We start from the raw sequence: 23,896 nt of genomic DNA, 5'->3' as shown, positions 1-23,896 counted from the left end.
TGTCGAATCTTGAGCGTCAGTCGGCCAGAGTGTCGAAAGCGCCGCAAACTGGAGCGCCCCACTTTGGAGCGGCTCGTCGACGATCTGTGCACTGGCCATATCGGCGCTATGTTGTGCCTGAGGCCCTCGGTTGTCGCGTAAGGATCCGACTGGCACAGGCGGTGTGAGCTTTGTGGTCAGATCGATGCGCGCGTGATCGATATCACCTCGACCGGCGATAACACCAAGCCATCCCCGGCGGTTGATTGCCTGCGGCGCCTATCGGTATGATGCGACGTACGCCAACTGAGAGGCCGTATTGCCTTCATGATCAAAGGCATCGACGCAGGAAAATTACCTTCTCGCCGGGAGGTGCACATTCCACTTCGCCAAATGCTTCCCAGCCTCGACGCTCGTAGAATGCGGGCGCCTGAAACGTGGCTGTCCAAAGTACAGCAGTACGACATCCACGCCGGCGTGCGGCTTCCTCGCCGGCGGCAAGGACCCGTGCGCCTAGGCCCGTGCCACGGTGCGCATCGTCGATGAAGAGCTGTTCCACATAAAGAACTGCGTGAACTGTCGATCCGATCAGACCACCCACAATTGTACCCGATTCAGGGTCTTCAGCCGCGATCACCAGCGGCACGCCGCCAGGCAGGCCGATCTTGCTTTGATTGTAGTCCCTCAGCCCGTCGCGAATCGCGTCTACATAGGCTGGGTCAAGTTTGTCACTTTCGATGAGATTAGGAGTTGCCAATATTTTATCCTCCAGTTTGTTAATGGTGGCCAGACTGCCGTCCTTGATGCGTATACGAATACTGGCAGACGTTGCGATCGAGATGATGGTCAAATATATCTCTCGTGAGCTGAAACCTTAGGCCCTCGCCTAGTCGTTGAGGTAGCTCTCGGAGGTGGTAGAGCGAGACTCTAGGGTCAACCATTGAATGTCCCCAAGCCACTGTTACTCGCCCGTATCAAGAAGTTCGAAGAGAGCGACGTCAGATGGAGATCGAGCTGGACAGGCGATCCGCTTATACTTTGAAGGTGGGCGGAGCGAGGCCGATCTGATGCCAGCTGTATTAGCTATAGGCGCACAATGGCGGGGATCGCTCGGTGCTGAACCTTCGACCACATCTACGCATCGAGCTGGGTCGGAGCTCAGCGGATTGCGTTCCATGGGACGCTCCTCGCAGGCAGTGCTCGTTTGGAGGCAATGAGAGGTTAATCGCAGAAAGGACAGATACAAGACCATCGGAGTGTCACTCCTTCGCTAATTTAACCATTTCCTGACTTGGTCGCCTCCCTGCCCATGAGATGATCTGCGAAGTAACTGGTGAGTGACGTCGCATATGTCGTTGGGATGAGGATTGCGAACTGATCGGGACCGGAATGGTCGATGAGGACACTGACATGGTGGATAGCCGTCTGGGCGAACGAGCCAATGTCAAAAGCCATATCGGAGAAATCCAGAGAAGCGACGCGACTGAGAAGCCCGCTAGCGCCTGGCCCTTCCAGCATCAAACATACACGGGAGTCAGACAAATCCAGCACTGCAAGATCTGTCGCGCTTTCAAAGCTAAGAGCGGTGTCCGACCGAACCAGCACCCGATCAGGCGCAATACGCCAAACTGTCGTCGACCCACGGTGCACCGATAAACGGTAGCCATCTGGCAGCGCGAGGCCTTTTGCTCGAAGAGCTTCGTTCGCCCTTTCGTTGAACTTTCCCCAGCCTGCGAGCTGGGTCAGATACCCCAGTTCTATTTCATTGATCGTGACATCCCGGTCGTGACTGGTTGCGCCACCGACGGGCAAATCAAGCCTGTCACCCATTCTGGCGATGTCCTTCAGGGTCGAAGAAATGATGGGAGACCACTTTCGCTTCCAGTCTTTGATTGCCCACGAAATCGACGACCTGGATCGTCTCGCCGAAACGCTGCGGTCCCCGCGACAGAAGCGCCAACGCGATATTTTTTTTGAGACTCGGAGAGTATGTCACAGCAGACACCCAGCCTTCACCATGGCCCTTGGTGGGAGCATTTAGCCCATAAAGAAGGGAGCCTGCCCGCGCGCCAATATCGCCGGCGATTTCTAGTCCTACTAACGAAGGGCGCATTGCGTCTTCAAGGACAGGACGCTTCCGCAGGACGGAGCCAACAAAGGGCTTCTTGCCCGAAGCGAAGCCCTCCAGACCTAAATCCTTCAGGGTCGTGCGCCCTTCGATTTCCGAACCGGCGATGTGGCCTTTCTCGATGCGCAGGGCGCCCATCGCCTCGAGACCATACGGCTTGAGTTGATATGAAGCATCGACCGCAATAAGAGTCTCCCAGATCGTACGGCCACGCTTGGCTGGAGCGTAAAGCTCATAGGCCAGCTCACCTGAGTAGCTCATGCGATGAAGGCGGCAAGCCACTCCGGCGATCTTGACATGAGTGAAGTGATTGTTGGGTAGTGTGTCATTGCCCAGATCCGTGCCTGTCAAATCGCTCAGAACGCTGCGGGATTTCGGGCCAGCAATCGCGATAGCCGCCCACTGGTCTGTGACCGACGTGACATGCACCCTAAGATCGCGCCAGGTGGTCTGAAGGAGATATTCCGCGTTGGCCAGCACCTTAGCCGCATTCGCGGTGGTGGTCGTCATGAAGTATTCGCATTCGCCAAGGCGCGCGGTTGCGCCATCATCAAACACGAAGCCATCCTCGCGCAGCATTACGCCGTAGCGTAGCCTTCCAATGGGAAGCGTCTTGAAGCCGTTAACATAAACGCGATTGAGGAATTCCGCTGCATCAGGTCCCTGCACTATGATTTTACCGAGCGTGGAGACATCCACAATGCCGACATGCCTGCGTACGTGAGCGGCTTCACGAACATAAGCGTCATTGATATCTTCGCCCTTGGTCGGATAGTACCATGGCCGCAGCCACGCACCCGCGTCGATCATCTCGGCCCCATTTTCCTCATGCCAGCCATGGATGGTTGAAAGTCTTGTCGGGCGGAAATTCAAACCGTGATCATGACCAACGATGGCGCCAATGGTGACCGGCGTATACGGTGGGCGGAAGGTCGTGGTGCCAACGGAGGACATGGTGAGGCCTCGCAATTCGGCCATGCGGGCAAGTGCGTTGAGGTTCGAAGTCTTGCCCTGGTCGGCCGCCATGCCTGAGGTTGTATAGCGCTTCAGATGTTCAACCGAGACATACCCCTCCAAGTGGGCCTGATCGATATCAGCCAGCTTCACGTCATGCTGGAAGTCCACGAACGCCTTACCGGGAGTGCTACCATCTGCCTTGGTGATGATAGCCACCGGCAGAAGGTTGCGACCCCAGAAATCAGACCGGCCAAATAGTCGGGGTTCCTCTCCGGTGCCTCCGCCGGCCCTATCGCCTTGGGCGAGGGCTTCGCGAAGCGATGGGCAACCGATGAGCGAGCCAACGCATGTGAAGGCTCTTTTTTCCGGCGGCGGTACAAATGCGTCCAGATCCTTGTCGTATCGTGGATTTCCGAAGCGCTGGGTCCACAGATGCAGAGTTGGAGTCCAGCCACCGGAAACGGTGACAATATCGCAATCGACCCGCACGCCTCTGCCGATTGCTTTACCATCGCGGCCGACGGGAACAACCTGTGCTGCTTTTACGCGTTTCCCACCCTCCGCTTTCAGGACTGCATGACCGGGCCAAACGACTATGCCCGCGCGCTTCGCATCCTGGCCAAGTTGTGCGGGGATTTCGTTGCGCATATCGCAAATTGTAACTATGGCACCGGAATTTGCGAGTTCGATGGCAGCGGTGTAGGCGCTGTCATTGTTTGTCGCTACGACGATCCTTTCCCCGGCCAGGACAGCATACCGGTTCAGGTAACTCCGAACAGCGGAGGTCAGCATGACGCCGGGTACATCGTTGCCGGCGAAAACCATGGGTCGTTCGATCGCGCCTGTCGCAAAGACGGCCCGCTTGGTTCGCACAACCCAATAACGCTGCCGTGGTCTTCCCTGCTCAGGCACGAGCAAGTGATCCTGTACTCGCTCTACAAGGCCGAACACCTCACAGTCATATGCACCGAATGCCGTGGTACGCGTCAGCACACGAACGTTAGGAATATCTTTGAATTCGAACTGAGCCTTCGCGAGCCACGCATCGGAAGGCGAACCAGCCGGCTCGCTGAGAAGTGATCCGCCAATGGCGCAGTCCTGCTCGACCAGAATGACACTGTCGCCCTTGCGACCCGCCGCGAGCGCAGCAGCGATACCTGCGGGACCGGCACCCACGACTAGGACATCGCAGAAAGCATTTATTTTTTCATAGTGATCGGGATCGGCGAGCACCTTGGCCCGGCCCATCCCAGCGGCCTTGCGGATAAAACCTTCGCAGAACATCCAAAACTTGGTCCCGTTGAAGGGGCCAATGAAGGTCTTGTAGTAAAAGCCTGCGCCTAAGAATCGCGACATGAGCCCATTCACTGCGCCGAGATCAAACCGAAGGCTCGGCCAAGCGTTTTGGGACGTCGAAGTCAGACCTTCGGAGACTTCCACCATCGTTGCCTGCGCATTGGGTTCATGACGATCGCGGTCCCGAAGGTGAACAAGCACATTTGTCTCTTCGACACCCGCTGCAACCAGGCCGCGGGGCCGGTGATATTTGAAACTGCGACCTAAAATCTTCTGGCCGCTTGCGAGCAAAGCTGAGGCTAGGGTGTCGCCCGCATATGCCGGCAACGGCCGACCGTCGAATTGGACGCTGACCTTACGAGACCGATCGATACGTCCACCACTTGGGAGCCGTCGCGCTGTCATGCAGCCACCTCTCGAGCCAAGATAGAACCAAGGATTTCGTGGGTCAGTGTATCGCGTTCAACCCGAATCCATTGTCTGCACCCTGCGACGTGATGCCAGTATTCCTTATGCGGACCGCGAGGGTTATCGCGTATGAACACGTAGTCGTGCCAAATCTTGACATCCGCTTCGTCCATATCTGGTCGGCGAACAGTAGCATCTTCGCCGTAGGCAAACTCAGTTTCGTCCCGAAGCCCGCAGACCGGGCACTCAATTCTCAGCATGGGCGAACCTCAATGCGCCTTTGGGTGGGGTCCGGCGCCCGTTTCATCGATCTGGTAGCCGCGCTCGAAGCGCTTCAGCGTGAATTCTGCGCTGTCCGGATGCGATTCTCCTCTTGCAATAGTCCAAGCGAAGCAAAATCCGGATGCAGGTGTCGCCTTGAAACCGCCGTAGCACCAGCCGCCGTTCAGCCAAAGTCCGTCGACGGGCATTTTGCCGATGATGGGAGAGCCATCCATTGTCATATCCATGGCGCCCGCCCAATGCCGCAGAAGCCTTAGCCGCGAGAGAGATGGCATCAATGCTTTGGCGCTTTGAAGCGTATGCTCGACGATTGGCAGTCCACCGCGCTGAGCATAGGAGTTGAACCCATCAAGATCGCCGCCTAGCACAAGCCCGCCCTTATCAGACTGGCTGATGTAAAAGTGCTCCGCCCCGAATATTATCACGTGATCAACGAGAGGCTTCAGGGGTTCGGTGACAAATGCCTGAAGGACGTGTGTCTCTATCGGCAGGCGAAGCCCTGCTTTGGCTGCCAGATGGCTTGTGTGGCCAGCAACCGCGAGCGCTACCTTGCTTGCGCGGATCGGGCCACGGCTCGTCTCGACTCCAACTATCTGTCCATCGTCCCATAGGTAGCCGGTCACTTCACACTGCTGGATGAGATCGATCCCCTGTCTGTCAGCCGCGCGTGCGTAGCCCCAGGCAACTGCGTCATGGCGTGCGGTGCCGGCGCGCCCCTGGTATGCTGCGCCGTATATGGGAAAGCGCGCGTTCTCAGAGTAATCGAGGTACGGAAGTCGCTTCATGACCTCTGGGCGATCGAAAAGTTCGGCGTCGATGCCGTTTGCACGCATGATGTTGGTGCGTCGACGTGCCGTATCCCCCTGCCCCGGCGAATGGAACAAATAGTAATAACCGCGCCGCGACATCATTACGTTGTAGTTTAGCTCTTGGCTTAAATTTTCCCAAAGCTGCATCGATCGCTCATAGAACATGGTGTTGCCGGGCATCATGTAATTTGAACGAACAATAGTCGTGTTGCGACCCGTGTTGCCGCCCCCGAGCCAACCCTTCTCGAGGACGGCGACGTTTCGTATTCCATGCTCTTTGGCGAGGTAGTAGGCGGTGGCAAGGCCATGACCGCCACCACCCACGATGACAACCTCGTAAGCTGGCTTCGGCGCCGGATCGCGCCAAGCACGCGACCAGTGTTTGTTGCCAGATAGGCCATTGCGGAGAATGGAGAAGGCGGAATAGTGACGCATGCAATTCCCCGCACAGTCGGACTCGGTACCCTGCCGGGAGCAAATCCCGCCTACCCCCACCCTGGGAGCCCACCGACATCTTCAGTGAATGAATTACGTCTGTAGTGAAGGGATCGGTTTTCAGCAGGGTTGACCTTCGAGACTCTACTTCGGCGCCATGGCTGGCGTAAAGCATCGATTTGCTCACGAATTGCTAGTATTCGGTTGCAGATTGCGATATCAAAATGGGCAGATTGCGAGAGGTGGAGACAATGGACGATTTCGATAGGCGACTAATTGCGCTTCTGCGCCTGGATGGGCGAATGCCAGTTGCAGTCCTTGCTGCGAAACTGCAGGTTTCGAGAGGCACGATCCAGAAGCGTCTAGACCGGTTGATATCTTCCGGTGCAGTGCGCGGGTTCACGGTGCGCACTCGACAAGAACTGGACGAGACGGTTTTGCGCGCAGTGATGGGGGTAAGGACCACTAGCAAGAAACCCGCGGCGCTCATCAAGGCGCTCAACGGAATTCCTGAAGTTGTGTCTCTTTATACGACGAATGGGGTCTGGGATTACATCGCAGAGCTCCGCGCCGAAAGCCTTTCCGATCTCGACCGTGCACTTCGAGAAGTACGAAGCATTGACGGAGTTGCCTCGACAGAGACCAGTATCTTGCTTGGGGCAGTATAACGCTATTCGCATCCTTCGGTAGTTATCCGTGACGGTCTGCCTGACGTCTAGGCTTGTCGCCGGGCAGTGACACCGGTCGAATCGCCGGCGCGGCGCGGTTCCAATTCCATAGGTGTACGTCTATCCGTACACTTTGTTGGTGCTTGCCCGGGATACAAAGGTCTCTATAGGCGCGGGCCTGCGCCCACATCCGCCGCCACGAACAACATCACGTTTCTGAAACGCCCGTTTCGCCGCGAAGGTATCAAAGTGCCAAAGTCGCCCTAGCAATAAGAGCAGAAAATATGCCATGTCGATAGCAGACGTTAGCTTTACGCTGCGCACAGGGGAGAGATACATCGTATTAAGTACGTCAGGAGAGCAAACGTGAACGAACGAAGTTCTGTGCCGCATCCCGCTGGTGGTATTGCACGCGACAACTCTTCCTTGGCGCCCTCGGATATAGACCGGATCATCAAGGCAGTTGAAGGCCACTTCAATGAGCAGGTCGAGTTTTTGGCGCAGTTGGTCCGTACCCCCTCCCTGCGAGGCATGGAAGCAGGCGTTCAAAGGATAGTATCCGACGCGCTCCAAAAACGTGGCTATGACGTGCAAAGGTTCGCGATCGATTCGGATCGTATCGGCAAAGATCCGGCTTTCTCACCGACGAGCTTTGCCCTCAAAGATTCGACCGTTGTTGTAGGCTTGAAGCGGACGCCGCGCGAAGGCGGTAGGTCTCTAGCGCTCAACGCACATGTTGATGTTGTGCCGGTCGGCACAAGCGGCCGTTGGAAATATGAGCCGTTCTCGGCCACCCGCGACGGGGACTGGCTTTATGGCCGCGGCGCGGGCGATATGAAGGCTGGCCTGACTGCAAACCTGTTCGCGCTCGATGCGCTATCGGCCGCGGGCTATAAACTGAAAGGTCCAGTTCAGTTTCAGTCAGTGATTGAAGAAGAGACCACGGGCAATGGAGCGGCAATGGTCCTAGCCGAGGGTTTCCACGCCGATGCAGTTCTGATTTCGGAGCCTACAAACGAGAAGCTTGTCAGCGCGAATACCGGGGTCTTGAAATTTGCTGTCACAGTCCGGGGGGTTCCCGCTCACCCTTTCGAGGTTGCGGCGGGTAGGAGCGCGATCGATATCGCTATTCGCACTATCGAGCGTCTCCGCCAGCTCGAGCAAGAGTGGATTGCGGAGAGACCCATATCTCAGCCCGATTTCGCTGGGGTTGACAACCCAATAGCTTTGACGATCGGCACCATATCCGGAGGCGAGTGGCTTGCCTCCGTGCCAAGCGAGTGTCGTTTTGAAGGCCGGATCGGCTTCTACCCCGGCGAGGTGGCAGAGGCGCGAGCCTCCAGGTTTGAGAGGTTCCTCAGACAGGCATTTTCGAACGACCCGCACTTGAAAGGATGTCCCGAGCCAGAGATCGAGTGGGTCGGCGTGAAGCAGGGCGGATATGTTCTTACGCCAGGAGGCGAAGCGGAAGCGCTTCTGGCTCGAGCGCATTCCCTGGCTGAAAGTTCCCATCGGGAACTTCAGCGCTTTGTGATGCCTTGCTACCTCGACGCTGCAGTCTTCACCTTACACGGCAACATGACCAGCCTTGTCTACGGACCGGTCGCCGAGCACATTCATGCCGTTGATGAGCGCGTGAGCCTATCGTCGCTGTTGCGTGTGACCAAGGCTATAGCTTTGTTTGCCGCTTCTTGGTGTGGAATAGAGGTCGCGGTCGAGCAGGCATAGCCTTCTACCGACAGCATACGTCGAAGCGAAAGGTCCCTGATGTTCTGCGCTTTTCCCATCCAAGCAGGGTTCGGTCACCATTAATATTTCTCGCCGCAGATGCGGCAGCAAAAGGCAGGTCTTATGAGGATCAACATCAAGGACATCAGCGAAAAGGACCATAACTCTGTCCTTCACCCTTTCACACAACTCAAGGACTTTGCCAGCGGCAAACTCGGCGACCCGACGATCGTGGAGACGGGGAAGGGCATCCGCATTCAGGACGCGCACGGCAACGAATTCATCGATGGCTTTGCCGGGCTCTATTGCGTCAACGTCGGCTATGGCCGCACCGAAGTCGCCGAGGCGATTTCCCGCCAGGCGTATCGGCTTGCCTACTACCATTCCTATGCCGCGCACACGACCGATGAGCTTGCGATCCTGTCCGATCGGCTGGTGAAGATGGCGCCGGGCAGGATGAGCAAGGTGTTTTATGGCATGTCCGGCTCGGACGCCAACGAGACCCAGGCCAAGCTTGTCTGGTACTACAATAATTTGCGTGGCAAGCCGACCAAGAAGAAGATCATCTCGCGCGAGCGCGGCTATCACGGCTGCAGCGTCATCTCCGGCTCGATGACTGGCATGAGCTTTTATCACGACCACATGGATCTGCCATTGCCGCAGATCGAGCACACCGGCGTCCCGCATCACTACTGGGGGGCGAACCCGGGCGAGACCGAGCGCGAATTCTCAGCACGGCGCGCCGAGGAACTCGATCAGCTTATCCAACGGCTCGGGCCGGACAATGTTGGCGGCTTCATCGGGGAGCCGGTGCTCGGCACGGGAGGCATCACGCCGCCGCCACAAGGCTATTGGGAAGCGATCCAGCCGGTGCTTAAGAAGCACGACGTGCTTCTGATCGCTGACGAAGTGATCACCGGGTTCGGTCGTACCGGCTCGATGTTCGGCTCACAGCATTACGGGATCGAGCCGGACCTCATCACGATCGCCAAGGGTCTGACCTCGGCCTATTTCCCGCTTTCTGCGGCGATCGTCGGCGAGAAGGTCTACCAGGTCCTGGAGGACGGGGCCGACAAGGTTGGCGCATTCTCGCATGGCTACACCTATTCGGGTCACCCGATTGGGGCTGCCGCGGCCAACGCGGTGCTCGATATCGTCGAGAAGGAAGACCTGCCTGGCAATGCCCGCGACGTGGGCGCCTATTTTCAGGCGCAGCTCAAGGAGAAGTTCGCGCAGCTGCCGATCGTCGGCGAAGTCCGCGGCGTCGGCCTCATGGGCGCCATCGAGTTCGTCGCCGACCGCGACAACCGCAAGCGTTTTGATCCGGCGCTCAAGGTGGGCGCCCGCATTTCAAAGGCGGCGCGTGAGCGCGGCCTCATTGCCCGCGCCATGCCGCATGGCGACATCCTCGGCTTCGCGCCGCCGCTCGTGACCACCAAGGCTGAAGTCGACGAGATTGTCGGGATTGCCGAGAAGGCGGTGCGTGGCGTGATCGACGATCTTGTTCTCGAGGGCCAGAAGATCTGACTGATCACGGGCGCTCGTAGCGACCATACCAACTGCCCAGGCATGGTCAATTCGCTGCAGTGGAACTGGTGGGGCAGGGTCTTGAACCTCGCCTGTCCGGCAAGCCTGGGGACCCGCCGCAGGGCGCGCCACAACGAAAGAGGAAGCCGGCTTATGACCGCTGCCAAACTTCACGTCACGACCAGCTTGGCGACGATCACCGTCAATAGCCCCTATGACGGATCGCTTGTTGGAACGGTCGATGCAACAGATGCGTGCGAGATCGGTGAACTTGTGGCGGGGGCTCGTCGCGGGGCCGAGATTTCCCGCAACCTGCCAAGGCATGGGCGTGCCAGTATCCTCGAGTCCGCCGCGCAAATTGTCGAGAGTCGTCGTGATACATTCGTTAAGACCATCGTCCGCGAATCCGGCAAGACGATCAATCAGGCCCGCAAGGAAGTGCTTCGTTGCGTCAACACGCTGAAGCTTTCCGCCGAAGAGGCGAAACGCAACGCCGGCGAGATCGTGCCCTTCGACGCCTATGCAGGATCAGAACAGCGTCAGGGCTGGTTCACGCGTGAGCCGCTTGGCATCATCGCTGCCATTACCCCGTACAACGACCCCCTGAACCTTGTCGCTCATAAACTCGGTCCTGCCATCGCCGGCGGTAATGCCGTGCTGCTCAAACCGTCAAATCTGACACCGTTTTCCGCGATTAATCTTGTCGCCGCGCTTTTGGAGGCGGGCTTGCCGCGGGAGGTCATTACCGTTGTTCACGGCGACAGAGAACTCGTTACAGCCCTGGTTGCTGCACGAGACGTCCGCATGGTCTCCTTCACCGGCGGCTTCGCCACCGGGGAAGCCATTACCCGGAAAGCTGGACTGAAGAAACTCGCGATGGAACTGGGCGGCAATGCGCCGGTCGTCGTGATGAACGATTGCGCCTTCGACAAGGCGGTCGAAGGCTGCGTATCCGGCGCCTTCTGGGCTGCCGGGCAAAATTGCATCGGCGCTCAACGTGTCCTGGTGCAGTCCGAACTTTATGAACGCTTCCGCGATGCCTTTGTCGGCGCAACCAAAAGGCTCAAGGCAGGCGATCCTTTCCACGAGGACACCGATGTCGGTCCGATGATATCGCAGGAGGTCGCCGAACGCACCGAAGCAGCGGTCAATGACGCTATCAACGCCGGCGCCAAACTGCTTTGCGGCCACCAGCGTGAAGGCTCCCTCTACCACCCCACCGTTCTCGAAGGCACTCCGACGAGCTGCCGGCTATGGCATGAGGAAGTGTTCGCGCCGGTGGTCATGCTTGCTCCTTTCAGGACCCTCGACGAAGCCATCGAGATGGCCAATCAGCCGGAATACAGTCTGCATGCCGGCATTTTCACCAGCAACCTGTCTGTCGCGCTTGAGGCGGCAAACAGGATCGAGGCTGGCGGGGTGATGATCAACGACTCCTCCGATTACCGCTTCGATGCCATGCCGTTCGGAGGCTCTAAATACGGCAGCATAGGCAGGGAAGGCGTGCGCTTCGCCTATGAGGAAATGACCCAGCCCAAAGTTGTTTGTATCAACCGCGGATAAAACAGCAAATGGTGACTGTGGAAGCGGACACGCGCGTTGAGAGCGACCTGGTTGGCGAAAGGCACCTGCCTTCTGATGCTCTCTTCGGAATTCACACACTCCGAGCGGCCGAGAATTTCGACGTTTCGGGCATCCGCCTGCATGACTTCCCGGAGTTCATAGCGGCCATGGCAATGGTCAAGAAGGCTGCTGTTGAGGCGAATTTGGAGCTTGGTCTGATCCAGCCCGGCATCGGAGCGGCTATCGCCCGGGCTTGCGACCGAATTATTGCCGGGGATGTTCTAAAGCCACATTTTCCAGTCGACATGATGCAAGGCGGCGCAGGCACGTCGACTAACATGAATTTTAATGAAGTGATCGCCAACTTGTCACTGTTGGATATCGGCAACCGAGCGGGCGACTACGACACGATCAATCCAAACGACCACGTCAACCTTTCCCAGTCAACCAACGATGTATATCCGACCGCGATTCGGCTAACCCTGCTACGCTGTTGCGAGACGTTGCTTAATTCCCAGCGCGAGCTTGCTGCGGCATTCCGGCAAAAAGGATTGGAGTTCGCCGGCATTGTCAAGGTAGGACGCACCCAACTCCAGGACGCGGTGCCGATGTATCTTGGTCAGGAATTTGATGCCTTCGCCGCAACTATCGAGAATGACATTCTTCTGTTTGAGAGCTCTATTCAGCTGATGACAGAAGTCAATCTGGGCGGCACCGCGATAGGCACAGGCGTAAATGCCCCGAAAGGGTTTTCAGGTATCGCCTGTGCGCATTTATCAAACATCTCAGGTGTAGCCGTTCGTCCCGCGCGCAATCTGGTCGAGGCTACGTCGGACACCGGTGCCTTCGTAACTGTCTCCGGCGCATTGAAGCGCATCTCCGTAAAACTGTCAAAGGTGTGCAACGACCTTCGCCTGCTCTCTAGTGGGCCGCGCGCGGGAATCGGCGAAATACGTCTCCCTGCACTGCAGGCCGGCTCATCCATCATGCCGGGAAAAGTCAATCCGGTTATCCCGGAGATGATGAATCAGATCGGGTTCCAGGTGATTGGAAATGACCTGACCGTCACGCTTGCTGCCAGTGCGGGGCAGCTGCAATTGAACGCAATGGAACCTGTAATCGTTCTCAACATTCTGCAATCCATACGCCTGCTTGCAAAAGGCATGGACCTCTTACGAATACGTTGCATTGACGGCATTGAAGCCGACGCCGAGCGCTGCAGATCGCTGCACGACAATTCATTGATCTTAGCCGCCGCTCTGAACCCAGTCTTAGGATACAGCAAAGCCGCCAAGCTAGCCCACCGGGCGCTTGTCGAAGGCATCGGATTGAGGCAGGTGATCGAGTCGGAAGGCATCCTGAATCCAATCCAAGTAACGGCGATATTTGAATCAAATTAATTTGAGGCTTGCTATGTCCGGAATTATCTGTGTGGCAGTCCGAAATGAAGTCAGGACGTCGCTGTCGTGCGCACGTTGCCAATGCTGAGTTTTCTGACGACCTTCTGTCCCAACGGATTGCGGGAAAGCAGCGACCTAAACTCGGGCAGGGACAAGCGAAATCGATCGCGTCTACGGCCAAAGCCTAAAGCGTTAGGGATGGAAGCCGGCCCGACCGCTCTTAGCAGGGGCGCCAGGCGTGCGTCGATGACAGCCTAGTGGGTATCGATCAGACCTTCGCGCTCAAGGAGACGTCGAACGTCCTCAAACGAAGCTGTGATATTGCCTACGGGAAACCGCAACTGGCCAAGGCCCTGGATGTTAGAAAACTCTTCGCATCCTTCCTCAAGCATCACAAGCGCCCGGGTGAAACCGAGTCGACCTTGAAACAGGCCGACCTCGTGAATGACATTCATGCGTGCCTGTAGCTTGCCATCCTTCATTTCATCCTCGGCGGTGAGGATGATGAAAGCGATCGCCGCGGAATCGAGCATCTCGGACAACCGGGCGATATTTGTAACGCCTGCCACGGGGACGCGATTGAACTCGTCGGCCGGCAAATGCAGCCGGTCCTGGACGAAGTCTTTGAGCGCGCGCCAAAGGAGACTGCGGCCGTGGCCAATGAACACATTGGTGCCCACCAGCGCGGATTTTCGCTTCCGCCCCTCCACCCGGAGAAGATGGGAACCGGCCTGCCGTGCAAGACCGGAGATCTTACGCGCGACGATGCCCGGTGCCCCGAGTAACGCCATCTTAAGCGTGACGGCTTGGTGTGGCGCTAAGCGCATGCCCTGCGTCATCGCGCGCATGTCACGCGAGATGATTTGGCCCCGGGGCAGCATCGCCCGCGCGCCATCCTGCTCTGAAAGGACGCGCTCGTCTGCGATCTTTGATTTCACATCCTCGAGGAAACTGTCTGGACGGTCGCGCAACGCCTCGGAGAGCAAAGAGGCGATCGTTTGCTTCGCTTCATCGACCGCTTGCGCCACCGCACGAGATTCGACCTCCATCTTTTTCAGATCGGGATTGCCACCACGGCGTTTAATCTCCGCCACCACGTCGTCATAGCGATACTCTTCCCAGGTCCCGACCGAGCCATCCAACGGCCACGCGTCTGCTATCCCAGACTCGATGCTGAAATGTGCGTCGGCGGGAGGCCGTGCCAAACCCGCATAGTACACGACGGAATGGTAGCCGAGGTTGGACCCACTCCAGGCCTGCCCGACCTGCTCGCACACCGCGCCGATGCGTCGCAATCCTTGGGTGAGTTCGTCGACCTCAAGCCCATCTGCCAGGACCTTCAGCCGATCCGCGATCTCGATCAGTTCCTGCCCTTCCATCGGCGACCCCATAGTTTCGGCGTGACCATGGCGTCAACGTCCGCGGACTCAGTGTGCTTACGCAAAGGTAGGCCACCGGCATCACCCTTCTCAACATCGACGTCATGAAAATAGCCTTTCCGCTGTGGACTGCGGCGATCGGCTTGCCACCGGATTCCGGGATGTGATTCAATTCGGGTCGAAGGGCTTACGGCGCTGGCCTCGGCGCGCGCCAAGGCAGCGTCGGGGCCGTGTATGGACGGCTCTCCGTTGGCAAGGGGATATTTGAGCTTCTGCCTTTGTTGGTTGGTGCGGCCATGTATCCGACCTGTAGGTGCGGCCTTTCATGTGCCGCTGGCCATAATGCCATTCGCGCGGCTCAGGTCCCGATCGAAAGCTCGCACTAGAAGTGCACGGCCCCAGTGGGTTTTCCTGATCCGGCGGTTTCAACCGGCTTTGTGCATTAGCTCCTGTCCGCCCTTTCCAACTTCGTCGGCGACTGCTCGCCTTGTCTCAGTTTATGCGATGACCGGCTCTCTGTAGCGCTCGCCGTTCGTCATCAATGCCCAAACCATCCGGGCGGTCTTATTGGCCAACGCAACCGCCGCAACCTTGGCTGTTCGCCGCGCCATCAACTGCACAAGCCATGGCCTCCTCGTCCCGTTCCGTTCGGCATAGCGGATGACCGCCATTGCGCCGACAACGAGTAATTGACGCAGGTAGCGATTGCCGGCCTTTGAGATGCTGCCAAGCTTCTCTTTTCCCCCGCTAGAGTTCTGCTTCGGCACGAGTCCGATCCAGGCCGATAGGCAGCGCCCCGACTTGAATGCGTGAACATCGGCGACGGTCGCGACGAACGCACTCGCCAGTAGCGGGCCTACGCCGGGAATCTCCATCAACCTGCGACCAAGCTCGGTCTCTCGCGCACTCGCCCGCACCCTTCGATCATTCTCCAGGATCTGCGCCTTCACGACCCTGAGCTGCGCCTCGAGCATGCGCAGGCATAGCCGCGCGTCGGCAGGTATCCTGGCGTCGTTCTCGTCGTTGACGACCACGAGCAATTGTTCGACCCCATTCCGCCCGATCGGCGCCACGATCCCGAACTCGGATAGGTGCGCTCGCAACGCGTTCGATATCTGTGTCCGCTGGCGGTTGAGCATCAACAGGACCCGGTGAAGCATCATCACACTTTGCTGCTGGGGAGTCTTCACCGGCACGAAGCGCATGGTTGGCCGTGTCACCGCCTCGCAGATCGCCTCTGCGTCTGCAGCATCATTCTTCTGCCGCTTCAGATAAGGCTTCACATACTGTGCCGGCAGCAGCCGCACATCATGGCCACGTGAAGTTAGCTCTCTTGCCCAATAGTGCGACGAGCTGCAGGCTTCGATTCCGACCAGGCAACGTGGCAGGCTCTCGAAGAATGCCAGCACGCGCCCACGCGTCAGCTTCTTGCGAAAGACAACCTCACTCGCCGCATCCACGCCGTGAACTTGAAACACTGACTTCGCAATATCCAGACCAATCGTCGTAACGTTGCCCATCATAGATCTCCTCCAGCTCTGGCCCCACGATCATACCGCAGGGCGGGAGGAGAGCCGTCCACCGCATCAGAAGCGGGACTGGCGGCTGCTGGACTTCAAAGGTCGGAAGGCTGCCATTGATCTTGTCAATCAAGACCGTCGGTCTACAAGAAGCGCTCCCCGGCACGCGTCGTTGGGACAACGGCTTGGTCGTGGCGACTGCACGATGGCCACCATATCGGAACGACACGATTGAGCAGCAATCAGATCATAGAAAGAGCGATCGGCAGCTTAGCGAACATCATGCGAATGTATGTCGAGACGCACATGCGCTTTGGTGAGCTATTCAAAGTTGATCCCGAGGAGGCGATTGACAACCTGGATCGCACTTTCGAAATGAAGCTTGAGGCCTTTCACACGCTCTATGATGTCTCGAAGGGCCTGTTCCCATATTTCGGTAACGGCGATACCACCGTGCTCTTAGCGGTACGCAATGCAATCCATCATCGTAATCATCCCCTGTTCCACAGTTTGAATCGGCGTCTGTACCTCGATACCGATCTGGATCGCTGGTGCGGGGCTTCCTTCCTTCTTGCGAGCCACCCCACGCTTCATGGCATTCCAATCCAGATGTCCCATTACGTCAGGCTGGACGATCTGGACGCTCGGCTTGACCCTTCATGCGCCTCGCCCTACCTCGACACCATCGTCGGCAGCGACAAGGCTGTGCGGAGGATGGAAGGCATCGATATGCAGCTCAAACTTCCGGCAATCCGCGACCGCGGGTTACGTGACCGATACCCGAAGGATCAAATCTATTTGGACTTGATGCCCATCTTCGTTTCCGCCGTTTGCAAGGTATTTAAGGCAATGAAGGCTGCCGGGGTCGCTTTCAGGGGATTCGACGCCGAAACTTACGCAGTTCCCTTCACATCAGAAATTGAAGTCGATCTCAGCAGCCCATCACTGAAACGACTACAGGTTGGCGGCTTAGGACCTCCCGTTATCGTCGACGTTTAGCTGGTGCCCGAGGGGCCGAGTCCTGCCAGTCCGCTCCCGGAACTCAAACGCGCTAGGCGGACCCAAGGGCGCGGTCGCAGTTCAAATGTTGTCGCGACGGAAGTCCAGTTTGAGTTTGTCCTGGTAGACGCCAATGCGTTTTTTGGCGCGGTCGATCACATCACTGAAATGGAGTATCTCGAAATAGGTCTCACCCAGCGATTGCCGCGTCTCGGGATCCTTCAGTTCGCTTGATTGGAACCAGCCCTTGCCGGTCGGGAACGGCGTCCAGTTCCCGCTCAGACGCAGCGTATTGACGCTATCGCCGATCAGATAGCCATAGAATTTTCTGAGTTTGCCGCCGGATTTCGCCGCAAGCAGCTGAGCATATTCGGAGAGATCGCCGATATGCTCGTCAGTGGAAACACCAGGCGCCTTGAATTCGACGATGATCGCCGAGCCCTCCTTACTGAACACCGCGATGTCGGGACGCTTGCCCCCGTTGTCGCTCGTGCGTTTCGCAAGAATTTTTCGAAGTGCCTCGTCGATGTCACTCTCAAATACATTGGTGTCATCGTTCCATCTGATGTTCGCGAGCGGCAAATCCGACGCGATATAGTCATAATATTGGTACTCTTCGCTCAGCAACCAGATATCGTGATCAGTCGTTTCGGTGCTGTCCTTGCGCATCGGGAAAAAGATGCTGTGGATGATCTGCTCATCCTTGCGTCTGGCGCCGTCGGCGGCCACCTGCATGGCAAGCCGCTGGCCGCAGGCGAGATCGAGGATATCGACGATCGCGGCGCGACGCACGATTAGCTGCGACAGGTTCGCCATGTCGAAGTTCTTGAGCGATGACGTATATTTCCAGGAAAGCTCATGGATTTTCTTGCGGAACTCGTCGGAGTCCGGCTCGGCTGCCATGATCTCCTCCTTGAGGCTGAAGATCGCGGCGGTCTCGTCGATGATGGCCTTCTGGTATTTGCTCAACACGCGTTCAGCGACCGACTGGGCGGATTCGCCGTACACGATCCTGGTCTTGGTATCCTGTAGCATCGCTTCGCTGATACCGAACTGGTGGGTGGCCTCCTTGAGCACCGCCTCTTTCTTCCAGTCGGCAGGAGTGACCATCTCGTCGATGACCGGGTCGAGCGCCTCATGAATGTCAGCGTAGGACAATTTTTCCGCCGAAAACATATCGCCGCTCGGAATCTCGTCGGGAATATTGTCGAAGTCGTCGCGCTGCTCGTTGACGCGTGCGTCCAGATAGTCAGCCTCGATCAGCACGATATGATGGAAACCGCCGACCGGGTTGTTTTGCTCGGTACGCGTCCTGAGGTAGTGACCCGTGATGTCCTTCACAGGCGTGGACTTGGCACAGAAGGCGATGGCGTTGCGCGGAAGATCATACTGTTCGGCATCGAGCTGATAGTGGGAGAGGTTGAATGTTTGCCGCGTGCCGAGACGCTCCCCTGATGCAGGATCACGCTCTTCGACATCAACAGCACGCTCGGCAGTGACTGCCGGCAGGTCGGCGAGCCGTAGCGCTTCGATCTTCGCTTGGTCGTCCTTCCAGTGCCGTGTGGTGAACCGGATCTCGAAGTTGCCGAGCTGTTCACCGAGTCCGACGAGCCGCTGCAGGAAAGCGACGAGCATCTGCTTTTTCAGCCCCGGCGCCGAGAAGAGGGTGCTGAGGGCCTCACCGTGGGATACGCGCGGGCGAACCGCCTCTTTGAATTGCTCAAGCCGGATGACGGTCCCGATGTCGGCTTCAGCGACCGGCGCCGTGGTAAAATCATCAGCCTCGATTTGCTTCTGCGGTTCGGAATACCGAAACTCGCGCTTCAGGAGAGAGTCACCGTCCCGGTAGGTACTGGTGATCCTCATCGCTGCGAAATGATGGAAGAACTGGATGCGTCCCGCGCCCTTGCACTTTCCGATGCCAGAGATGGAGAGATCGTCCTTGTAGGACGTATCCTTTGTCAGGAAGGCCTTGAGTTGGTCGTCGCCGAGACCGCATCCGTTGTCGCCGCACGAAACGTTCATTAGTTCGCGATCGTCGAGCAAGTCTGCACGCAAGAAATCGACTTCGATTGCAATATTCATGTCCGGCGCGGATTGGTCGCTCGCTCGCCGAATGAGATAGGCATCGATCGCATTGGCGATAAGTTCTTCAAAGACCACGTATTGGTTCAAGCTGAGCTTGGTGTTCTTGATGCTTCCCCTGATGTCGAGCGTCATTTCGTTTCGATCCAAACCCTAACACAAGTCAGCCTGCTTCTGGCCGCCTGCCCATGTGCAAGTCAAGCGATGCCAGTTCGCAGCCTCCACCGCAACTCATAGACGAGCGTACCGTCGATACTATCCCTCATGCCAGCCTAAGCGGAGGCCAAATCCTACGTCCGCATTGGGCGGCTTCCGATGGCACCTCGAATGGCCGAAATGAAGGCGCGTTCCAGACAGCCACAACGGGGTCGAAGGCAGGATGACTCCTTCCGGTCGCCGCCGTGATATCAGACGTTGAGCTACGTCTTGGGCGAGCAGCCTGCCTTCTTTTCGCTCCTACCCAGCCGAACTCCCGAACTGCCAACGCTTTGTTGCCGCTAAGGTGTCTGCGGATCAACAGGCGGCCATAAACTAAACTGGCGTTGACGGGTGACCTCGAACTTTGCGAAGTCGCCCCGTGCCAGCATTACCTCGACGCCCATCCCTTTCACCATCTCCCGCATCTGCTCATAGGAGCGCTCGCGGAACTTTGGACCGGCAATGGCTTCCTTCAGCCGCAGGCCGGGCCCGAATGGCTGGAAGTAGTGCGTCTGGCCCTGGATGACCTCGGGATTGACCAGTGGCAGTTGCCAGCGCCACTCGTCTTCATATGCCCAGCCGTCAGACTTTATCCGCGCCAAGTCTTTAAGGTGCTCAGGTCCGATTTCGGCATACGACGACAGTCCGAGGTCGGCAAGGCGCGGCCTGGTTTTGCGGTAACGGACCTTGAAGAAGTCGTCTTCCGAAATGTCAAACCCAAGCACCATCCCGCGAAAACTTTCGCCATAGTGCCCCCACATCTGCGGCTTGGACCAAGTTTCGCTCATGCAGATAATGCCCTGCTCCATGTCCAGCCGGCGACGATACGAGGACAGGTGGATGCGGTCGCGCTTGTCGTCGAGCGCGATGCCTATGAATTCGAAAGCGTCATTGAGGTCTTCGATGCGGGAGATGCGTAGGCGCCGCTTCTCGATGGCGGCGACCGCATATTGGCCCTTCAGGAAGTGGTAGAGCCGCCGCATGGTTAGTGAGTCCTAAAGTCGTTGTATGGAGTGTCCAGAACCGTTGCGACGTAGATTTCAAGCAGCGCCTGCCGCGTCTGATCCGTTTCCTCAACATAGCGGTAGTTCATGTTGCGAATGCGCGTCTTGGCTGCCGCAAACTCCCGGATGAAATCTTCCATGAGCGCGATTTCCTTGCGACCACCCTCCTTCGTATAGCGGGCGGCGGGGAGGTCTAGCAATTGGACTGCAATCCGGAAGGCGAAACTCGCCTGGTTGTGGCGCGACCCGTTTCGGGTGTGGAGAAAATAGCGCTCACGCAGCCGGTTTGAACGGCCAACGTACAGGGGCTCGTCACCTTCGCTGAACAGGTAGACGCCGCTGACGGGAATCTTTGTTGGTGGCGGTGTACCGGCGTGCGGCTTCATCGCCATCAGCTTCTCGTACAAGGTGTGAAGGCCACCAACCTTCTCCAGAAACCGTGGATGCATCGACCGCCCCTCCGTCAATCCCGCGCTTACTTCGGGTGTCTGCAAATCATGCTCTCTTGGGTGCCATATCTCGACTCTATTGTCAGCGTCCCGACGTGGAAGCACTCATCCAAACCCGCCATTCCTAGCAATCCCCAGCCTGACGATGAAACCGGTTCCGGATGAAAGGCAGCTTTAGGAACTGATGACACCGGCCTAAACGACTGTATTGAAGGCGCTAAGCAGTCGGTTCAGCTCGCAAGCGGCCACATAGCATTTCGGCACCCTTTTTGACGGCGATCGACAGGCCGTGCGAGCGTGAACGGGCCGCCAAGTCCTCGATCATCTCGGCTCCCGGCTTACAAGCGCCACCTTTCTCGCGCCAAAGGTTTTCATTCCCGGGCGACGCGCATCCTCGGCATCGACACCGATGTCGGCGTGATGGAAGCCTCGCTCCGCCGCCTCTTCGAGCGTCGACAGAACGCCAAGCGGGCCGAGATCGAAGGCATGGCTGTTGGAGAGCGCTAGGGCGTTGAACCCGATGTCCTTCAGCGCATCCAGCACCACGGGTGCCGAACAACCAAAGTAGGAACCCTTCATCGGTCATCCACCATGCTGGCCGAACACCGTGGTCTCGAAAATCGTGAAGGCAATATCGGCTTCCTAAACGAAACGTGGAAGATATAGTATCCCTATCCCTATCACTATCCCTTGGCCGCCGCTACAATGACTCAAGAAGTAAATTCCGTGATCATTGTGCCTGAGGATCCACAAACGGACACGATTAGTGTTCCGGTGCTAAAGATATTCGATGGTGACGGGTTTCTAACTCGGGTCAAGGTTTCCGAGGTCACAGGAAACCCAAGGGATCAAGCCGAGATTGAGATAACCGCTAGATTCGGGTTCATCGATGCTCCGGAAATTGAACAGCCCGGGGGCCAAGAGGCCAGGGATTTCCTCACCGCCTTGATCGGCGGCAAGTGGGTCGAACTTGCCATCTTGATGAAGATGAATACTGGGCGGTCAGTAGACACGTACGGCCGTGTCGTTTGCGTCCCCTATCTGACGCTGGATTACGCCGACGGCGAGTTCAGAACACCGTCGTCATGCCCTCATGTCATAACGACGTTTGGAGCGCCCTTCCGCGTGACGAGAAACGTCGAGCTAGAGATGGTCGTCAATGGCTGGGCTTGGGTTCTGGAGCGATACGGACCCGATCAGCGTTACCTCGATGCCCTGGAGGACGCCAAACGCGCAAAGCGGGGCATATGGGCTTTCAAGGACAACATCCATCCTTGGGAATTCAAGAAACAGAAACATCACAACAAAGCGCCAAAGCCCCCATGCCCGACAGAGAGTTGTCGCGGTCACCTTGTTAGAAAGAGCGGCAGGTTCGGCGAATTCCTGGGCTGCTCCGAATATCCGCGATGCAGGTATTCTTGTTCGGTGGCCGGCTGACCGTCCGCCCACGCCAACCACCCCTCAACATAGGGCATCTACCCGGAAATTATGCCAACGATGATGAGGGCCAGGAAAAACCCAAAAAGCAACGAGTAGAGCACAAAATGGCTTTTCTCGATCCGGATAACGATGACCTCGCGTTCCAGAGGCTTTCCAAGCGGCTGCTCTTCAAGGACCGCCTCTCGATAGGTTTCAATGAAGGGAACCCTTGACGAGCGAAGCCTTTCCCTCTTCTCGCCTAACCTTCTCCTCGGATCCATCGTCGCCCCCTACAATCGACCCTTCGATTTATCTCTACGTGGTGGGAGGATTGTCGACTACATATCGCCCGTCTGGAAGAAGTGGCGGACCTTCGTCATGAACTGCTTGAAGTCCTTGTTCTCGGTTGCGAGGCGGCTGCACATAGGCCATTCGATATCTGGCTTCTCGCGCGCCGGAACAAGGATTTCGCTCTCGATAGGATTTTCCTCATCGAGGCTGATCAGGCCGATGCCGTGCATCGCATACAGAATTCGCAATTCCTTGAGAGTTTCGGAACCTTCGAAATTAGCGGCAACAAGGTAGCCATAGTTGGCCCATGAGGAATTCGAAACGGCCTGAAAATAGGTCTCGCGGGCATTCGAACGGTTGATGAGAAGCTTTACCTCAAACGACCAGAGTCGGATTTGCCTGTCGCGGCTCTCCCGGATTGCGGTCACAACCTCGGGGTGAAGGCCGTCCGACAGGTTTTCCATCCCCACCACGTCAGGAAACAACCACTTGTTGCCGCCACTCCCGTACGTGTTGGAAGATTTCTTCTCATCGATGCGATGGCCTTGAACACCGTGCTCCGCTTCCAAAAATTCTATCAGCAGCGGATACAGATCATGTTCACTTCGCCGCAGAACCTTCTTTTGGGTTTCGCCGGCGGCAGCGGGAACAGCACCTTCCGGCGCGGTCGCGAACTCAAGGACAGGCTCCTTGCCGCTCTCGACATCAGCCACTTCCTGTTCCTCGGTCTTGTCGGACCAATAGAAGAGGCGCGGTCGCACGCCTTCCGTGCTGCGCAATTGCGGAAGCTGCTTTTGCCAGATGGGACGGTTAGCGCCGATCTCGGCGACAAGCTGATAAAGAAGCTGATCATGGGTCTGGATTGCTACGCTGCGCTTTATCTTCGCTGCCACCGCCTCGGGATATGTTTCTGCGATCCATATCGCTATGTCCCTGGCTTTGAATCTCTTCCCTGGGTTCGCTGACAAAAGTTCAACAACCCTGTTCTTCAATTCTAATGCCATGAATGACAGCCCCGAGTTTACGCCGCCAGCAGACGCCGCATCTCCTCCTCGAAATCGAAGCAAAGCTGCTTTGCTTCGTCTTCGGGCAGCCACAGCACCATCTGCGGCACGATCTTGCGGTACAGCCGCACGCTGTCGGGGTCCCACGGCAACGTGTCAGCCGCCCGCGCCTCGGCGATCAGCCTGTGCAGCCGCGCGCGCACACGGTCGGGGTCGCCGTGGTAATAGACGGTCGGCGCGTCCTCGTCGAAAAGCTCGGGCTGGGCTGCGCCGAAAAGGTCGAGCTGATTCCTGGCCATTGTCCTGCCGATACGATTCTCTGGTTGCACTATGCCCCAGCTAAACGGGCCAAGCGATGGCCGGAAACC

The 23,896-nt window shown here is 57.5% G+C and carries 20 protein-coding genes and 1 pseudogene; 7 read left to right on the top strand and 14 right to left on the bottom strand.

What is annotated here, in order from left to right:
• Positions 1-310: 310 nt before the first annotated feature.
• The 5 genes from EJ067_RS33785 to EJ067_RS33765 form a co-directional block, all read right to left on the bottom strand.
• On the bottom strand, positions 311-829 hold the full coding sequence (locus EJ067_RS33785) for a GNAT family N-acetyltransferase (protein ID WP_189510255.1): 519 nt from the start codon (positions 827-829) through the stop codon (positions 311-313).
• 425 nt (positions 830-1,254) lie between these two features.
• Positions 1,255-1,809: a hypothetical protein gene (locus EJ067_RS33780; protein ID WP_126089365.1), complete on the bottom strand. Its 555-nt coding sequence runs from the start codon at positions 1,807-1,809 to the stop codon at positions 1,255-1,257.
• The gene (locus tag EJ067_RS33775; RefSeq protein WP_126089364.1) at positions 1,802-4,765 is read right to left on the bottom strand and encodes a sarcosine oxidase subunit alpha family protein; all 2,964 of its coding nucleotides are present in this window, start codon (positions 4,763-4,765) and stop codon (positions 1,802-1,804) included. Before EJ067_RS33775 ends, EJ067_RS33780 begins: the two co-directional genes overlap by 8 nt.
• On the bottom strand, positions 4,762-5,028 hold the full coding sequence (locus tag EJ067_RS33770) for a sarcosine oxidase subunit delta (RefSeq protein WP_126089363.1): 267 nt from the start codon (positions 5,026-5,028) through the stop codon (positions 4,762-4,764). The genes EJ067_RS33775 and EJ067_RS33770 overlap by 4 nt, the downstream gene beginning before the upstream one ends.
• A 9-nt stretch (positions 5,029-5,037) precedes the next feature.
• The gene (locus tag EJ067_RS33765) at positions 5,038-6,294 is read right to left on the bottom strand and encodes a sarcosine oxidase subunit beta family protein (RefSeq protein WP_126089362.1); all 1,257 of its coding nucleotides are present in this window, start codon (positions 6,292-6,294) and stop codon (positions 5,038-5,040) included.
• A gap of 251 nt (positions 6,295-6,545) precedes the next feature.
• Here EJ067_RS33765 and EJ067_RS33760 point away from each other — a divergent pair, with 251 nt between their 5' ends.
• The 5 genes from EJ067_RS33760 to EJ067_RS33740 all read left to right on the top strand — a co-directional run bounded on the left by EJ067_RS33760 (position 6,546) and on the right by EJ067_RS33740 (position 13,180).
• Positions 6,546-6,962 (top strand): Lrp/AsnC family transcriptional regulator, encoded by a 417-nt coding sequence (locus EJ067_RS33760; RefSeq protein WP_210211680.1) that lies wholly within the window; start codon positions 6,546-6,548, stop codon positions 6,960-6,962.
• A gap of 366 nt (positions 6,963-7,328) precedes the next feature.
• Positions 7,329-8,690, top strand: a complete 1,362-nt coding sequence (locus EJ067_RS33755; protein ID WP_126089360.1) for an ArgE/DapE family deacylase — start codon at positions 7,329-7,331, stop codon at positions 8,688-8,690.
• A 123-nt stretch (positions 8,691-8,813) separates the two neighbouring features.
• On the top strand, positions 8,814-10,217 hold the full coding sequence (locus tag EJ067_RS33750) for an aspartate aminotransferase family protein (protein WP_126089359.1): 1,404 nt from the start codon (positions 8,814-8,816) through the stop codon (positions 10,215-10,217).
• Positions 10,218-10,370: 153 nt separating this feature from the next.
• Positions 10,371-11,780 (top strand): aldehyde dehydrogenase family protein, encoded by a 1,410-nt coding sequence (locus tag EJ067_RS33745; RefSeq protein ID WP_126089358.1) that lies wholly within the window; start codon positions 10,371-10,373, stop codon positions 11,778-11,780.
• A gap of 8 nt (positions 11,781-11,788) precedes the next feature.
• Positions 11,789-13,180, top strand: a complete 1,392-nt coding sequence (locus tag EJ067_RS33740; protein ID WP_126089357.1) for an aspartate ammonia-lyase — start codon at positions 11,789-11,791, stop codon at positions 13,178-13,180.
• 254 nt (positions 13,181-13,434) lie between these two features.
• Here EJ067_RS33740 and EJ067_RS33735 read toward each other — a convergent pair whose 3' ends face one another.
• Both EJ067_RS33735 and EJ067_RS33730 read right to left on the bottom strand, forming a co-directional pair.
• A complete protein-coding gene (locus EJ067_RS33735; RefSeq protein WP_210211679.1) occupies positions 13,435-14,559 on the bottom strand; it encodes a TIR domain-containing protein in 1,125 nt (374 codons plus the stop codon).
• Between the two features lie 497 nt (positions 14,560-15,056).
• Complete coding sequence (locus EJ067_RS33730; protein ID WP_126089850.1) at positions 15,057-16,079, bottom strand: IS110 family transposase; 1,023 nt, start codon at positions 16,077-16,079, stop codon at positions 15,057-15,059.
• A gap of 231 nt (positions 16,080-16,310) precedes the next feature.
• Between EJ067_RS33730 and EJ067_RS33725 the strand changes: the two genes are divergently transcribed.
• Positions 16,311-17,078, top strand: coding sequence for a hypothetical protein (locus EJ067_RS33725; protein ID WP_245468111.1), 768 nt, complete (start codon positions 16,311-16,313; stop codon positions 17,076-17,078).
• Between the two features lie 81 nt (positions 17,079-17,159).
• On the opposite strand, the gene EJ067_RS33720 is transcribed toward EJ067_RS33725, so the two are convergent.
• The 4 genes and pseudogenes from EJ067_RS33720 to EJ067_RS33705 all read right to left on the bottom strand — a co-directional run.
• Entirely contained in the window at positions 17,160-19,298 is a 2,139-nt protein-coding gene (locus EJ067_RS33720; protein WP_126089356.1) for a hypothetical protein, read from the bottom strand.
• A 362-nt stretch (positions 19,299-19,660) separates the two neighbouring features.
• Complete coding sequence (locus EJ067_RS33715) at positions 19,661-20,344, bottom strand: DUF2971 domain-containing protein (protein ID WP_126089355.1); 684 nt, start codon at positions 20,342-20,344, stop codon at positions 19,661-19,663.
• 2 nt (positions 20,345-20,346) lie between these two features.
• On the bottom strand, positions 20,347-20,814 hold the full coding sequence (locus tag EJ067_RS33710) for a hypothetical protein (RefSeq protein ID WP_126089354.1): 468 nt from the start codon (positions 20,812-20,814) through the stop codon (positions 20,347-20,349).
• Between the two features lie 330 nt (positions 20,815-21,144).
• Positions 21,145-21,453: pseudogene (locus tag EJ067_RS33705) on the bottom strand (CapA family protein); the annotation flags it as partial.
• Between the two features lie 87 nt (positions 21,454-21,540).
• Between EJ067_RS33705 and EJ067_RS33700 the strand changes: the two are divergent.
• On the top strand, positions 21,541-22,251 hold the full coding sequence (locus EJ067_RS33700) for a topoisomerase DNA-binding C4 zinc finger domain-containing protein (RefSeq protein WP_189510253.1): 711 nt from the start codon (positions 21,541-21,543) through the stop codon (positions 22,249-22,251).
• 38 nt (positions 22,252-22,289) lie between these two features.
• Here EJ067_RS33700 and EJ067_RS33695 read toward each other — a convergent pair whose 3' ends face one another.
• Genes EJ067_RS33695 through EJ067_RS33685 form a run of 3 tightly spaced genes read right to left on the bottom strand, consistent with a single transcriptional unit; the run spans position 22,290 to position 23,827 of the window.
• Positions 22,290-22,514: a hypothetical protein gene (locus tag EJ067_RS33695; RefSeq protein WP_126089352.1), complete on the bottom strand. Its 225-nt coding sequence runs from the start codon at positions 22,512-22,514 to the stop codon at positions 22,290-22,292.
• A gap of 57 nt (positions 22,515-22,571) precedes the next feature.
• Complete coding sequence (locus EJ067_RS33690; protein WP_126089351.1) at positions 22,572-23,528, bottom strand: HrgA protein; 957 nt, start codon at positions 23,526-23,528, stop codon at positions 22,572-22,574.
• 17 nt (positions 23,529-23,545) lie between these two features.
• Positions 23,546-23,827, bottom strand: a complete 282-nt coding sequence (locus tag EJ067_RS33685) for a hypothetical protein (protein ID WP_126089350.1) — start codon at positions 23,825-23,827, stop codon at positions 23,546-23,548.
• Between the last annotated feature and the right edge of the window lie 69 nt (positions 23,828-23,896).

Source organism: Mesorhizobium sp. M1D.F.Ca.ET.043.01.1.1, from assembly GCF_003952385.1.
GTDB lineage: Bacteria > Pseudomonadota > Alphaproteobacteria > Rhizobiales > Rhizobiaceae > Mesorhizobium.
Note: the sequence above shows the minus strand (reverse complement) of the source record. Positions and strands in the feature narration are given on the sequence as shown.

What these genes read in the sequence shown, in the direction of transcription:
- EJ067_RS33780 (WP_126089365.1), bottom strand. Translation starts at nt 1,809, where the DNA reads ATGGGTGACAGGCTTGATTTGCCCGTCGGTGGCGCAACCAGTCACGAC.
- EJ067_RS33775 (WP_126089364.1), bottom strand. Translation starts at nt 4,765, where the DNA reads ATGACAGCGCGACGGCTCCCAAGTGGTGGACGTATCGATCGGTCTCGT.
- EJ067_RS33770 (WP_126089363.1), bottom strand. Translation starts at nt 5,028, where the DNA reads ATGCTGAGAATTGAGTGCCCGGTCTGCGGGCTTCGGGACGAAACTGAG.
- EJ067_RS33765 (WP_126089362.1), bottom strand. Translation starts at nt 6,294, where the DNA reads ATGCGTCACTATTCCGCCTTCTCCATTCTCCGCAATGGCCTATCTGGC.
- EJ067_RS33760 (WP_210211680.1), top strand. Translation starts at nt 6,546, where the DNA reads ATGGACGATTTCGATAGGCGACTAATTGCGCTTCTGCGCCTGGATGGG.
- EJ067_RS33750 (WP_126089359.1), top strand. Translation starts at nt 8,814, where the DNA reads ATGAGGATCAACATCAAGGACATCAGCGAAAAGGACCATAACTCTGTC.
- EJ067_RS33745 (WP_126089358.1), top strand. Translation starts at nt 10,371, where the DNA reads ATGACCGCTGCCAAACTTCACGTCACGACCAGCTTGGCGACGATCACC.
- EJ067_RS33740 (WP_126089357.1), top strand. Translation starts at nt 11,789, where the DNA reads ATGGTGACTGTGGAAGCGGACACGCGCGTTGAGAGCGACCTGGTTGGC.
- EJ067_RS33735 (WP_210211679.1), bottom strand. Translation starts at nt 14,559, where the DNA reads ATGGAAGGGCAGGAACTGATCGAGATCGCGGATCGGCTGAAGGTCCTG.
- EJ067_RS33730 (WP_126089850.1), bottom strand. Translation starts at nt 16,079, where the DNA reads ATGGGCAACGTTACGACGATTGGTCTGGATATTGCGAAGTCAGTGTTT.
- EJ067_RS33720 (WP_126089356.1), bottom strand. Translation starts at nt 19,298, where the DNA reads ATGACGCTCGACATCAGGGGAAGCATCAAGAACACCAAGCTCAGCTTG.
- EJ067_RS33715 (WP_126089355.1), bottom strand. Translation starts at nt 20,344, where the DNA reads ATGCGGCGGCTCTACCACTTCCTGAAGGGCCAATATGCGGTCGCCGCC.
- EJ067_RS33710 (WP_126089354.1), bottom strand. Translation starts at nt 20,814, where the DNA reads ATGCATCCACGGTTTCTGGAGAAGGTTGGTGGCCTTCACACCTTGTAC.
- EJ067_RS33695 (WP_126089352.1), bottom strand. Translation starts at nt 22,514, where the DNA reads ATGGATCCGAGGAGAAGGTTAGGCGAGAAGAGGGAAAGGCTTCGCTCG.
- EJ067_RS33690 (WP_126089351.1), bottom strand. Translation starts at nt 23,528, where the DNA reads ATGGCATTAGAATTGAAGAACAGGGTTGTTGAACTTTTGTCAGCGAAC.
- EJ067_RS33685 (WP_126089350.1), bottom strand. Translation starts at nt 23,827, where the DNA reads ATGGCCAGGAATCAGCTCGACCTTTTCGGCGCAGCCCAGCCCGAGCTT.